This is a genomic window from Paenibacillus sp. 7516, from assembly GCF_002272715.1.
GTDB classification, from domain to species: domain Bacteria; phylum Bacillota; class Bacilli; order Paenibacillales; family Paenibacillaceae; genus Paenibacillus; species Paenibacillus illinoisensis_A.
Map to the genome: position 1 here is coordinate 204,592 of NZ_NPBI01000013.1, position 13,530 is coordinate 218,121.

Annotated in this window: 12 protein-coding genes; all 12 read left to right on the forward strand. The window is 40.4% G+C overall.

The window, feature by feature from the left end; genetic code table 11:
* Positions 1–26: 26 nt before the first annotated feature.
* The 12 genes from CHI14_RS15155 to CHI14_RS15210 all read left to right on the forward strand — a co-directional run bounded on the left by CHI14_RS15155 (position 27) and on the right by CHI14_RS15210 (position 13,436).
* The gene (locus tag CHI14_RS15155) at positions 27–1,196 is read left to right on the forward strand and encodes a glycoside hydrolase family 88 protein (protein WP_095289379.1); all 1,170 of its coding nucleotides are present in this window, start codon (positions 27–29) and stop codon (positions 1,194–1,196) included.
* A gap of 626 nt (positions 1,197–1,822) precedes the next feature.
* A complete protein-coding gene (locus CHI14_RS15160) occupies positions 1,823–3,487 on the forward strand; it encodes a M20/M25/M40 family metallo-hydrolase (RefSeq protein ID WP_095289335.1) in 1,665 nt (554 codons plus the stop codon).
* Between the two features lie 71 nt (positions 3,488–3,558).
* Positions 3,559–5,355 (forward strand): serine hydrolase domain-containing protein, encoded by a 1,797-nt coding sequence (locus CHI14_RS15165; RefSeq protein ID WP_095289336.1) that lies wholly within the window; start codon positions 3,559–3,561, stop codon positions 5,353–5,355.
* A 151-nt stretch (positions 5,356–5,506) separates the two neighbouring features.
* Positions 5,507–6,565 (forward strand): tyrosine-type recombinase/integrase, encoded by a 1,059-nt coding sequence (locus CHI14_RS15170; RefSeq protein ID WP_249281125.1) that lies wholly within the window; start codon positions 5,507–5,509, stop codon positions 6,563–6,565.
* A 181-nt stretch (positions 6,566–6,746) separates the two neighbouring features.
* Positions 6,747–7,340, forward strand: coding sequence for a restriction endonuclease (locus CHI14_RS15175; protein WP_095289337.1), 594 nt, complete (start codon positions 6,747–6,749; stop codon positions 7,338–7,340).
* 162 nt (positions 7,341–7,502) lie between these two features.
* A complete protein-coding gene (locus tag CHI14_RS15180; RefSeq protein ID WP_095289338.1) occupies positions 7,503–8,075 on the forward strand; it encodes a hypothetical protein in 573 nt (190 codons plus the stop codon).
* Positions 8,076–8,299: 224 nt separating this feature from the next.
* Positions 8,300–8,803, forward strand: coding sequence for a hypothetical protein (locus CHI14_RS15185; RefSeq protein ID WP_095289339.1), 504 nt, complete (start codon positions 8,300–8,302; stop codon positions 8,801–8,803).
* A 169-nt stretch (positions 8,804–8,972) separates the two neighbouring features.
* A complete protein-coding gene (locus CHI14_RS15190) occupies positions 8,973–9,305 on the forward strand; it encodes a hypothetical protein (protein ID WP_095289340.1) in 333 nt (110 codons plus the stop codon).
* Positions 9,306–9,569: 264 nt separating this feature from the next.
* The gene (locus tag CHI14_RS15195; protein WP_095289341.1) at positions 9,570–10,028 is read left to right on the forward strand and encodes a hypothetical protein; all 459 of its coding nucleotides are present in this window, start codon (positions 9,570–9,572) and stop codon (positions 10,026–10,028) included.
* Positions 10,029–10,244: 216 nt separating this feature from the next.
* Entirely contained in the window at positions 10,245–10,541 is a 297-nt protein-coding gene (locus CHI14_RS15200) for a hypothetical protein (protein ID WP_095289342.1), read from the forward strand.
* 250 nt (positions 10,542–10,791) lie between these two features.
* Entirely contained in the window at positions 10,792–11,544 is a 753-nt protein-coding gene (locus CHI14_RS15205; protein ID WP_095289343.1) for a nucleotidyltransferase domain-containing protein, read from the forward strand.
* A gap of 362 nt (positions 11,545–11,906) precedes the next feature.
* A complete protein-coding gene (locus tag CHI14_RS15210) occupies positions 11,907–13,436 on the forward strand; it encodes a PucR family transcriptional regulator (protein ID WP_249281126.1) in 1,530 nt (509 codons plus the stop codon).
* Positions 13,437–13,530: the final 94 nt, after the last annotated feature.

The window sequence follows — 13,530 nt, forward strand, 5'->3', positions numbered from 1 at the left end:
ACTGAAGTGCGATGTCTACCGAGGGAATGCAAACAACGGAATTACAAGGAAAACAACGTTATATACAAGCCATTGAGGATATTCTATCGAAAACGCTAAACAATATGGATAAGTTCGGGACCCGTTTTCCCCATGTCAGTCTGAATGGAACCTATATTTTGAATGATAACGATGACTGGACAGATGGATTTTGGCCGGGGATATTGTGGTTGTGCTATGAATATTCAAACGATGAACGCTACCGGAAGGCAGCAGAAGGGGCAGTGGCAAGTTTACGTCAGCGGCTTGAGCAGCATATCTCCCTGGATCACCATGATATCGGATTCCTGTACAGCTTATCGGCCAAAGCCCAGTGGATCATCACTGGAGATGAAGGCGCTCGGGAGTTGGCTCTAGCTGCAGCTGATGTATTAATGACACGGTGGCGGACTACGAGCGACGGCAGCGGTTATATTCAAGCTTGGGGAGACCCAGATAATGAGGAAGAAGCGGGGAGGATTATTATTGATTGCCTGCTTAATCTGCCGCTATTGTATTGGGCAAGTGAGCAGACGGGTGATTCAACGTACGCTGAAATAGCACAGATCCAAGCAGAGAAAACACGGCGTTATATCGTTAGAGGCGATGATAGTTCGTATCATACGTTTTTCTTCGATGCGAAGACGGGGGTTCCGATTGGCGGTGCGACACATCAAGGCTACAGCAACGGTTCGACGTGGACGCGGGGCCAAGCCTGGGGAGTATATGGGTTCGCGCTATCCTATCGTTATACTGGAAATAAGGCATTTCTGGAGACTTCCAAGCGTATGGCCCGTTACTTCCTTGAGCATTTACCCGAGGACAGCGTTGCTTACTGGGACTTCAATGCTCCTGTAGCTGTGGATACTTACCGGGACAGTTCAGCCTCAGCGATCGTCGCTGCCGGACTGGCGGAGCTCATCTCTCATTTGGCTACTGGTGATCCGGATCGTCTGTATTTCGAGCAGATGCTGGCAACAAGCATGGAATCGCTGATCAATAACTACGCCACGATCGGTGACGATAAAGCGGAAGGCTTTCTTAAACACGGGTCTTACCATATTCATGGCGGCTTATCCCCGGATGATTATATGATCTGGGGCGACTACTTTTACCTGGAAGCGTTAATGCGTCTTGTGCATGGTGTTCCTGGTTATTGGTATGAGCGTAGGAAATAACACTGGAATAACGGGTTGTGTAAGGCATTGGGGAACATGAATAAGAGACTTAGAAATAACAACGTACTGACACATTGGGATGATGACCTCGGTCAAACGTGGTTCTTTGATAGAGCCGTGACAGAGGGCATTGTCCCGTACTTTTTTTTATATAAACATCAAAATGCCTGAGGAGTGGTAGCGTCTTACAGCAGACATCGTCATTCCAATCTTGTTCCACTTTTCCGCAGATTTAAAGAATCATAATGATCAGAGCACTGAACCATGTAGAACAAAATCCACTGAGAAATCCGAATACAATCAGCGATAATCTCCCCTTTAAGGTTGCATATTCCCTATTTAAGAACCATTACGAAAACGCTTTATTTTGTAATAAAATTACTGTTATACTAAATGAAAGATTGAAGTAATACATATTACTAAAAATGTCTTAGTCAGCTCAATGATCGTGATGAAATTCACAAAAAAGTGTGTATTCATAGACTTACATAGATTAGAGAGTTTTGAAATAAAAAGGTTGTAATAGATATCGTAATAGATACATGTAACTTTTTTGAGAACGTATACAAGAAAACCGTAAGCTTATCGAAGTGAGCCATCAAGAATCAATAGGGGGATTATGAAGCATGAAATACATGAAGTGGGTCACGACTGGAACTGTCCTAATTATGATTGTTTGTTCGATTCTTCTGGGATTATCACAAGTTCAGGCGCCTAATACTGCTGGTCTGCACGCACCCTTAGATGCTTTCTCTGCTGAGCGTGCCATGACAAAGGTGAAACAAATTGCGCAGGAGCCTCACCCTATTATGACGGAGGAACATGACCAGGTACGTGATTACCTCAAAGACGAGCTTGAAAGCCTTGAATTAACGCCCGAGTTGCAATGGGGTATGGTCAACTCCAAGTATTATTCTTCAAAAGGAGTTGTCGAGAATATCATTACACGAATTCCGGGAGCGAATAACAGCAGAGCAGTAATGATTGCCGCTCACTACGATTCGGTTGTCACCAGTCCTGGTGCGGCTGACGATGCTTCGGGCATCGCCGCCATGCTGGAAACGATACGCGCGATACGTGAATCAGGCCCACTTCAGAATGACCTAATACTGCTCATGACGGACGGTGAGGAAATGGGCTTGCTCGGGGCGCAAGAATTCATTCAAGAGCACCCGTGGGCGAAGGATGTGGGGGTTGTTCTGAACTTTGAAGCCCGCGGTAATCAAGGTCCTTCTTTGATGTTTGAAACAAGCGATGGTAATGGATGGTTGATTAAAGAATTTATTGATGCTACTCCGTACCCGCTTGCTAACTCGCTTCTTTCGGATGCCTACAAGCTGCTCCCCAACGATACGGACTTTACAGTTTTTCGAGACGGTGGAATGGCAGGGTTGAATTTCGCCTTTGGTATGGGTCTGGATGCGTACCACACGGAGCTCGACACTCCGGAGAACTTGGATCAACGTAGTCTTCAACACCATGGGGAATATATGCTGAGCTTGACTCGGCACTTTGGCAACTTGAACTTAATAAATATTGTGGAAGAGGATTATATATATTTCAATGCTGTACGCAACTGGATGGTCCACTATCCGCAATCGTGGGCTATCGGGCTTGCGCTTATCGGGATTTTGTCTTTTATCATAACGATATGGCACGGTATGCGTCGCAATCAATTACGTTTGAAAGGCATGATCGGAGGCTTCCTGGTATCCTTGCTTAGCATCGCCGTGGTTGGGATAGTCATTACTCTTGTATGGTGGGGTTTCCAATCTGTCGTTTCACAGAAGCAATATGAACATATCGTGATGGACTTGTCGGCAAGCTTTCCTTACCTGATCGGGTTATTCTTGATCATGGCACTGGTCATTTATCTCCTTAATCAATGGGTATTACGTCGGGTTCAGGCCTTTAATCTGTGGGCAGGGATTTTGTGCTTGTGGTTGCTGTTCGCAATCGCATCATCTATCTTTTTGCCCGGAGGAAGCTATTTGTTTGTATGGCCGCTGCTGTTCAGCATCATTGGATTTAACCTGTCATTTTATTTACACGCAGGACATTGGAGATGGGCTGCTGCACTGTTTGCCGTACCAGCATTTCTGCTGTTCGCGCCGATCTGTTACATCCTTCTTATGATGTTGACCTTGAATGCAGCGAGTGTGTTGTTTGTACTTTTTACATTTGCATTTACGATCATTTTTCCCGTGTTGTCATCGAATCGGCCAGTTAGCAGTAAATCCTATGTAAAGAACTCGTACGACTATGAGGAAAGGAGCAATTCAGGATTATAAAGCCGCTCTCCTCTAATACTTCTAAATCATAATAAGATTAATGCAGTTATTTTCGATATAAGGAGAAGTTAATGCAAAAAAATCGAAGGTATCTTACGGTAAACAAATTTATCGCTTGTGTTTTGTCACTCGTATTCATCCTTATCATATGTGCGGTACCTGTCTACGCTGAAGAACAGATTCAGACTACACCATCCAGAATTCCTTTAACAGAGTTAGAGAAAACCATTGATTCTTATGTTGAGTCGTATGAGAAGTATACCGCTGCCGTTTCTGTTGTGGCGATCAAAGATGGCGAATTCATAGTAAATAAGGCATATGGCTTTGCGAATATTGAGAATCAGCGAAAGGCAGATACCTCCACTGTTTTTGAATGGGCTTCTATCTCTAAACTGTTGGTCTATACGAGTCTTATGCAGCTTGTCGAACAAGGGAAGCTTGATCTGGATACGGATATCAGAGAATATCTGCCAGAGGGATTTTTCAAAAAACTGAAATACGATGAACCGATTACCCTATTGAACCTGATGCATCACAATGCGGGCTGGGAAGATCAAACAGCGACCGAAGTGTATTATTACGACGAGAATGAAGATTATGATTTAGGAGAAACGCTGCGTAAAAATGAGCCGAAACAGATATACAAACCGAATAGCGTCGTCGGTTATTCGAACTATGGCGTTGGTCTAGGTGGTTACATCGTGGAATTGATAAGTGGCCAACCTTATTATGAATATGTTAATCAACATATTTTTGAACCGCTTCATATGAACGACACTACGGTTCATCCAACGGGGCAGGATCGCCCAGACCTTGTGCAAAGAAGGAATGAGATTGAAGGGTATACGAAAAATTTGGAACTCATCCCTGAGAACAGAGTATACGTAACGTTCTATCCTACAGGTGCAGCCATGGGGACAGCAGAAGATTTAGGGAAATTCCTTGCAGCGCTAATGCCTGTTGATGATAACAGTGTATTATTTGCCAAGAGAGATACGTTAGACGAAATGTTGTCAACCAGTCTGTATTATGACGAGACTTCGATTCCGCGATTTGCGCATGGGTTCGCTGAGATGGAATATTGGGTACCTACACTGCTTCATGAGGGGAATTTAAAAGGGTTTTCAAGCAAAGTTGTCTTTGATCCAGAATCCAAATTTGGAATGGTGGTCATGACAAACATTGCGTTTGAGGAAGTCTATTATTATGGACTTATTAGCAAGATTTTTGGTAACAGCACATACGTTAATTCGGTTGCTTCTGAGGGGGGAGGATATTTTCAATCCGCAAGGCGGCCGGCCTCTAGATTTACCGATTTATTTAGGCTGCTTGATATAAGCAAATTTTCAAAAGCGGAGTTAAGTAGTCTTTATAATGTGGTCGAGCATAATGGCGTTGTTGAGAAAATTTCCTACACTCCTTACATGGATTACTTACCTGTATCGAATCTAAAGGTGAACTTGATTGCAATATCTCTTATTCCCGTTGCGCTAGCTATCATTTACAGCTTAGTTGCTTTGATCGGTTACATAATCCGGATGCTTCTTTACAAACTTAAAAAACGAGGGAATCCTCCAACCCATTTTGATAAATATTATCTAGCCATTAATTTTGCCGGTGGGCTGCTCCTTCTTAATCTTTTTATCATCCTTACCAGACTTCCAAGTTATCCCGCCTATTCTTCGTTACGCATCAATTTAGGGTTTAACTTACTTTATGTAGTTCTGGCAGTAGCGTACCTTGGCTGGCTTATCTACAAACTGCGGAAGAGTAGTTACGGCAAAAAGCAAAAGGTGATGTATATCATGTCTGGCATCTCGGCTTTCATCTTGGCTGCTTTTGTTGTGGGATGGAATTTGTATGTTTAGAAAAGCGGGAAGGGATTTTACAACATCATAAATGTTCCGAAAGCATCGGAAGGTTATCTGATTCCCTATTTGGGATGAAGAGAGCCTTCCTTTTTTTATTTTTTAGAATTTCGAGGAAAACATAACTATGCAAATAAGGGGAGAGTTTCCGATGAGTGAACATGCTAATTATGAAGAGAAGATTACTATAACGAAAGGTTCCACAGACTCACTGCACATACGCATCCCATACAAACCAGCATATATTCAGCGTATTCGCCAGATTACGGGCAGACAGTGGGAATCCAAACTGAAAGTATGGATCATTCCCTACGCTACCGCTGCTGTTCAGGAGTTCATAAATCAGTTCGATTCAAATGATGTTCAGATTACCCCAGAGTTATGGGTTGAGAACGAAGATCTACAGCAATGGAAAGCTAGTAGAGGAAACAACAAGTCATGGAGCAAAGAACAGTTGGACAAGGCGCTAAAGTTACGAGGATACAGCCGCAAAACGATTAAAGCGTATTGTAATCAGGTTGAACGTTTTCTGAGTAGCTTTCCACTTAAAAGTACGGATGTGACTACATCCAATGTTCAGACGTATTGTTTAGGTTTGCTTGAGCGAGGGATCTCCCATTCAAGTGTGAATCAGACGATTAGCGCGCTCCGCTTCTATTGCAAACATGTGCTGCTTCAACCTACGGATATCCAGTATATTCGTCCCAAAAAGCAGAACAAGCTTCCAAAAATGCTGTCCGAAAAGGAAGTTGTTCAATTACTCAAATCCATAACCAACCCTAAACATAAGGCCATATTGTTTCTGACCTATTCTTCCGGGCTTCGTGTAGGTGAAGTTGTGCGTCGGCGTTGCACTGATCTGGATATTGAAAGGAAAACAATCATCGTGAGACAGGGAAAGGGGCACAAGGATCGGAGGACGCTTCTTTCAAATCTTGCCTGGGATATCGTGCAAAAATACATAGCTGAATATAGACCTAATCGTTGGCTGTTTCCGGGGCAATTTTCTGATCGACATCTTACCGAGCGGAGCGTGCAGAAGGTTTTTGAAGAAGCAAGACGACGTGCAGGTATTGAGAAAAAGGTAAGTATTCATGCACTGAGGCATTCCTTTGCCACTCATTTGCTAAAAACAGGACAGACCTTCGCAACATTCAGGAGCCACTTGGTCATACGAGTGCACGTACAACTCAGCGATATACGCATGTAAGTACGAAAAATATCCAGCGTATTCAAAGCCCGCTGGATCGGATGGATTTGGGGGATGGAGGGCTACTCTAAGTCTCCCTTTATCTCCAAACTTTTCTGCGCAAATGTAACATTTTGGGTTATCATATACGTAGTTCGGATAACGTACAGGATGTTTGGTATTCACGAAGTGCATAAATTAGATGTTAGACGAAATTCCTCAAAACAAGGGAGAAAATATGAGTCTTATTAATTCTTTTCCACCTGAGAGAATGTATCCTAGTGCAAAATTATCTTCAGAAGAATTCGAATTATTTGTAGTGAACTATTTCAAAAAGACATATCCTTTTGCTGAAGTTACTCATAGCGAAGATATTATTGGGGTTGATGGAGCATACAATATAGATTTGACAGTACGATTCCAAGAATTAGATGTTGAATTTTTAGTGCTCGTAGAGTGCAAACATCATAAAAATCCAATAAAAAGAGATTATGTACAGATATTAAGAGATAGAATCAGATCTATAGGAGCGCAAAAGGGAATATTGGTTTCATCAAGCTCGTTTCAACAAGGAGCAATTCATTACGCAAAAACACATAATATTGCATTGGTAAGAGTAGTTAATGATGAGTTTATGTATCAAACAAGAAGTAACGAAGGTTTTTGTAACAAAAACATTCCAGATGAATTTTCAGGTGGTCTAAGTGCGATTTGGGTTGAAGCTACCAGTGAAACCAGTCTTGTTAGTAAAGTTATAGAAGATTTTAATGGAGTGTTAGGTGTCTCAGAGAAGTGAGGAAATCCGTCTAACATAATATTCAAGCTATAGCTCCTTGCGGAGCTTTGGTCTGCCAGATGGATTTCGGGGAGGCACTCAGCAGACAACCCCGTTGGGGTTCATGAATACAGGAATGTTATAAGAAATGCCAGCAAGATAAAAGAAAAGGAAGGATAGAGCATGAAGAACATAAACATCTCTTATATTGCTTTAGTTGTCTCACTAGCGGGTCTGTTAGTTTCTTTTATTAATGTTAACAGACAGAGGAAAGCTGCATATAAGAATGAAACAGAAAAATTCAAAAGAGATTTAAGATTAAAAGCTAATGATGAATTTATCGAATTGCTTTTTCAATTTCTCGAGAATACAAAAGAAAATCGAACACTTAGTATTCCATTTGATGACAGATACCTAAATAGTGATATAAAAACAAGAACAAGAGAATTTGATGAGAGGTTTTGGGAGATCACAAAAACTTGGGTCAAGTGTCACAGTGCACTAGAGACCTTTTATTTAAAACGTATTGTTGTAATAGAACAGTATAGTGATATGTACACAAAAATTAGACAATCAGGAATTGAACTTGATCAGGCTCTGTGGGATTTGAAAAATGATTACATTGGAACAGGAGACATAAAACTTATAAGAGATAAAGTAAACACATACCAATTAAGGGCTGAAGAATTTATAAGTCTTTTAGAGGAAAGTATACAAAATTTGCAAGAGGATTTTTTAGGGCATTTATTTGAATAGGATGTATCGGAGAAGGCTAACACATCTTATAACAATACATTCCTACATCGTCACGGTCGCTCCTTGATCGCCGAGAGGTATTTCGGGAAGTTAATTCAGGCTATACATTCAACCAGCTAAGTATGATGACCCGTTCCCTCTGGTCTCTTAAGCTGCTTGAACGTCAGGAATGCGGGAACGTTATGTGCAATCAGCTTAAATAAGAGAAAGAAAGAGTGAGATAGATGATTCAGAGTAGATATTTATTTGTATCGCGTGAAGGAAAAGTCGTGAAGATCGCTCGTCCTAAAGATCATAAATATAAATCTGTTCCTCAGTTAGCAGGTGAGGACGTACTTGAAGTAATCTTGTATTACAGAAATAAAGATAAGAAGCCACATGAGCTGCTGATGGTGGGATTTGATAGATTCCGTTTGGATTCTCAGGGGAATTATGTACAGACAGAAGAGGATAGAAAAAGAGCTTTTCATAATTTTCATTCTTTTGGAATGGCCGATTTGCTTGAAGGAATAGAAGATGAAAAGGAAGACAAGCCACTACCTATACCAGTTGCTCCAATAATTCCAACAACTGCTGAGAAAAGATCATTATACGATTATATAAATGAGAAACTACCGAATTTTTCGGATGATGCTCCCTATGTAATAGAAAATAAAATCAAAGCTGCTAAAGAGAAGTATGAAGAGTTCAAAAGCATGGCAAGGACATCAAGAAATCCTTCTAAGTAGTTCGAAGAAGAAGCTGACAACACATAACATAATATTCACGCTGCGGGCATAAGCCCTAGGTCCGGCATTCGCCGGACACTCGACATGCGTCGAGTCGTGAATACAGGAACGTTATCGAAAACTTCTGCAATATGAAAAAACTTAAAATGAATAAATGAGGGTGATTTTAATGCTCCGACCACAAAAGAAATTTTTAGAACCGTGGATACCTGAAACTTCAATGACTTTTCTTGAAGAACTACATAAAGAAATATCTGAAAACCATGTTCTTTATGGGGCTGGTCTAGACGTCATTGCTCGAAGAGAAGATAAAGACAAAGTATTATACCAATACAAAGCTAATCCAGATAAGTGTGTACAAGTGCATCTAACATGGAAGATGGATAAGGAAATAGACTCAAAGTGGCCAAAAACACAAGAATTTAACTCTTTTGATGACTGGGTAAATGAAGTAATGCTAATAGATAATAAAGAATATGAAGAAAGAAGAATAGTAATTTAAGAGAAGTGATAGAAGATTATTTTGAGGGGGTTCCTAGGAAGGCAGAAGCATACGATAACAATGTTTTCACACATCGGCGGACAAGCCGCCTCGGTTCCGGAACTAAAGTCGAAGAAGTGATTGCCGGGACACATCCGCACCGACTAACCGAATCGCGGCCGCTCACTACGTTCACTTAAGTCGGTGGAACGTCGTGAATACTGAAACGTTATGTGAAAGTATTGCAAATACTATTAAATCATAAAAAATGAAAGAGGGAAAATTGTGGGATATGACTTTCGTGGAATTATTACATCAGTTGATTTTATTGATTTATATAGAAACAGATATAGAAATCTAGTCATAATTCCTTTAATTAATTCATTAGTAGCAATACCGCTCACTGATGATCTTTTCGATGAAATAAATACGAATCAAGAAATGACAATAACGAATTATGAATATTTAACAGACCAGATAGGAAAGTTCTGTTCAGGAATATCACAGTCTAGTAGGACAGCCTATGTTGAAGCGGAATATTTTGGTGGAGTCGGGTCGCAAAGTGGTATTGTTTGGGAATTGGGAGAAGTGATTTTTGAAGAGACTTTAAGTAATAATGCAATCAATAAGTCACTAGAAATACTTGGAGTAATGAGACTGAAAGAAAAAGATGAATTTGATACAGTTCGATTAGGGAGACATAGATTTATTGATGATTGGTTGAATAAAGAAACTCATTTGTAGATATCTTTCGAAGGCAGTACCATCCTATAACATAATATTCACGCTGCGGACATTCGTCCTTGGCCCGGCATTCGCCGAACACCCGACATACGTCGGGTCGTGAATACAGGAACGTTATAAGACATCAGTGCAAAAAAATATAAAAATCAAAGCAAAATGTGATTCAAATTTTACAAGGAATTACATTCCATGAACTAAAAGCTGAGGAGAATTGTAATGGAAAATAATCCCGAGAATTACTTTGAACATTACATTGTTAGTTTTTCAGGCATAGGTCATACACCAAATGAAGCTGGATTTGAAAAATTAGCAAAATTTTATATGGATATAGAAGGGATTGACGAATTTTTCAATCTAATAAAAGAGATACAGATAGTAAAGGAAAATAACGATTGGTCATACTTTGAAAGTATAGCTGAAGATTTTGAAATAGAGGGTTTAGATATTGTAAAATTAAAAGAAATGGCCGAGATCGCCATAACTATATTTAACAATATCTCTAAAAGCCATTGATCTAACGGAAACCATAAATCGGATGTAAACATTTTAAAAAAAGGAAAATTAAGTAAAAATATACGCATAAACCTAAATAAAGTGCAAATTGAATGATTGAAAGTAATTCGAAGAAGAACACTGACATCTTATAACAAAATATTATCGCATCGGTCATAGCCCTCGGTATGGCATTCGCCGCACACCCAGCATACGCTAGGTCGTGAATACATGAACGTTAGCTGAAATTCTTAGTTTAGGAGGAGTCTATATGATACTAGAAAAAGTTATAAATAGAATTGAAATACAAAGTGAATATAAGGATTTGGTTGATAAGTATATAGATCAGATCCTTACCGAATTTAAAGGTAAGATTCATAGCGTTTATATGTGTGGCTCGATTCCCAAAGGAACGGCTAAACCTTTTAAGTCAGATGCGGACTTTACTATTGTTTGTGCAAATCCCAAAGATATTGATTACGAAAGATTGACAAATATTAAAGACAGGCTTTTGAAAGAATATCCATTCATCACTAAGATTGATACGATTATTTGTTCGATTGACGATGTATTAAGTAAACCGAATGAGTGGGGTTTTTGGGTTAAGATCATCTGTGTTTGCCTACATGGTGATGACCTTGGTGAAAAAGTACCACCGATCATTATTTCTCCAAAGTTCATTCTAGACTTAAATATAGAGACCAAGGAAGAAGTAGATCGTATACGTCGTTCACTTTCTACTGCTAGTGATGACACGCTGAAAACTAGATATATTAAAGGGTATTCGAAGAGATTAATTCGTGCATTATACTCTTTGGTTATAGTAGATACAGGTGTATGGCAAGATGACATTATTGAGATGAAGAATGCCATAATAAAGTATTGCGAGATTGACTCCGCTTTAGTTGAGTATCTGTATGCTTGTTACTTGGATAGTGATGTACTTGTTGAAGACTTTCTGGGAATTGCAGATGAAGTCTATAGCTATTTTGAGAACGCTCTAAATGCAATGAGAAAATTATAAAGCAGTTTACAAATTGCGATATCGGTACGGCTCGATACCCGACTCAGCATCTTAGTGGACTAAGCCGAGTATGCAATAAATTTCATAGTTGGCCAGGGAACTCACTTGGTTACTTATCATAGTGAGGGTTATACTAATATATATAATGAAAGCTATCTTACGCTGCTTCGTTAAGCCACTCATCATAGCCTGATTTTAACAAGCTTTTACGAAGAGAAACTCCTTCTGGATGAAAAAAATCTATAATAGATTTATGTTCAGATTGAACAATAGGAGCAGCATGAATTGAACAAAAAAGTGGTGGTTGAATTGGGGTAACCGTTAAAGATTTACTGCAGCTTCCTTCATTTAGAGGAGCACAAGTGATCACTGGAACAAGTAGGCTGCATCAGACCGTTTCCTCTTTATCTGTGTTGGAAGTGGCGGATGTCAATTTCTTCTCGCAAATTATTCAAACGGTTCAAGAAGAATGGTATGCTGAAGAGCTGGTCATCAGCTCTTTTTATTCCATTAAGGACAGCGTGGAGCAGCAATGTCAAACGGTTCAATATTTGCATGACCTTGGTGAAATGGGATTAATTTTGTACTATGTTGGCATTGTATTGCCGGATATAGCAGATGAAGTGCTTGAGCTGGCAGAATCGCTGAATTTTATTATCATTTGCATGCCGAGAAACGATTACTCGCTTAGGTATAATGAAGTCATTTATGAAGCCATGGAGGCAATCGTAAGCAATCAGAAGGTGAATGAGCATTTCGTGAATGAATCACTGGAGAAGGTCTCGCTGCTGCCTGAACATTTGCGGAGCGTGGAAATTACCCTTAAACTGCTGTCGGACCGGATGAAAGCGAACATCGTTCTGACAAACAGCAATCTGGATATCATCAATCGTGTCATGTGGCCGCGCAATTCATCGCTTGATGTGACGAGTCTGATCCGGTCCATGGCGCCTTCCATTTTAAACGGCAGAATGGGAGAAGGTGAGCTGGATTCGTCCTGCTTTGTTGAATATAAACGTGTTCATCAAAAAAACGGGGAGATCCTTTACCTGTTTCTCATAAAAGAGAATACGAAGCTGCCTCCGAAGACGATGGATCAAATCAGCGAAGTGGTGCAGGTGGCCATCAATTTGTGGGGAGATAAGCATAATGAGGTCAGCGAGTACGCTTTGGTCAAAGCCATCGTGAATGATGAAAGCGAAAAAATGCGCAGATTGGCCAGTTTGCTCCATATTGACGTTTCCGGGATTCAAATGATGTGGCTCGTGTACGTTCGGGATCTGTCGGAGGAAAGAAGGGTAAGGGAAGACTTAAAAGCGCATCTCCTGCAATATTATAAAACCGCGGTCATTCAAACGATCGATCACTGCGTTGTCGTGTTGCTAGGGAATTGTTCCTCTAAATACAATGAGTTTGAAATCGCAGCGGAATATATCGAAACGACGGGTCTCATCGCTGACATATCAAGCATCGTTTATTCTCCGAGAATGCGTAACACACAGGACGTGCGCCGAATGTATCAGCTGGTAAATGGAGTCTCTAAAGAGGTTCACCGCATTTATCATCACCGCAAATTGTACACCGCGGCTGAAGTTCGTTCTATGAAACGAGCCATAGACCTCAGTAAACAAGGGGAAGAGATCACTGAAGAATGCTTGTCCGTCATGGAGCCAATTATGGACGACCCTGACGCGTTGAAAACGCTGATGACTTTTCTGCTGGATGCGAAGGGGAATATGGATGATTGCAGCAAGCTGTTGTTCGTCCACAAAAATACGGTGAAATATCGCATTAAAAAAATTTGCGAGCTGATAGGATATGATGTGACCATCAATTCCGAATCGTACGATGTTTATATCGCCTGCATGGTCTACCGTCTCATTCATGACTAAAAGTTCCGATGTTTTGTCCAATAAGACAAAAACATCGGATTTTTTTTTGTTTTCTGAAAAAGACGCTGACCTCCTTCATCTTTTACAATAAGAA

What these genes read in the sequence shown, in the direction of transcription:
- CHI14_RS15155 (WP_095289379.1), top strand. Translation starts at nt 27, where the DNA reads ATGCAAACAACGGAATTACAAGGAAAACAACGTTATATACAAGCCATT.
- CHI14_RS15160 (WP_095289335.1), top strand. Translation starts at nt 1,823, where the DNA reads ATGAAATACATGAAGTGGGTCACGACTGGAACTGTCCTAATTATGATT.
- CHI14_RS15165 (WP_095289336.1), top strand. Translation starts at nt 3,559, where the DNA reads ATGCAAAAAAATCGAAGGTATCTTACGGTAAACAAATTTATCGCTTGT.
- CHI14_RS15170 (WP_249281125.1), top strand. Translation starts at nt 5,507, where the DNA reads ATGAGTGAACATGCTAATTATGAAGAGAAGATTACTATAACGAAAGGT.
- CHI14_RS15175 (WP_095289337.1), top strand. Translation starts at nt 6,747, where the DNA reads ATGTTAGACGAAATTCCTCAAAACAAGGGAGAAAATATGAGTCTTATT.
- CHI14_RS15180 (WP_095289338.1), top strand. Translation starts at nt 7,503, where the DNA reads ATGAAGAACATAAACATCTCTTATATTGCTTTAGTTGTCTCACTAGCG.
- CHI14_RS15185 (WP_095289339.1), top strand. Translation starts at nt 8,300, where the DNA reads ATGATTCAGAGTAGATATTTATTTGTATCGCGTGAAGGAAAAGTCGTG.
- CHI14_RS15190 (WP_095289340.1), top strand. Translation starts at nt 8,973, where the DNA reads ATGCTCCGACCACAAAAGAAATTTTTAGAACCGTGGATACCTGAAACT.
- CHI14_RS15200 (WP_095289342.1), top strand. Translation starts at nt 10,245, where the DNA reads ATGGAAAATAATCCCGAGAATTACTTTGAACATTACATTGTTAGTTTT.
- CHI14_RS15205 (WP_095289343.1), top strand. Translation starts at nt 10,792, where the DNA reads ATGATACTAGAAAAAGTTATAAATAGAATTGAAATACAAAGTGAATAT.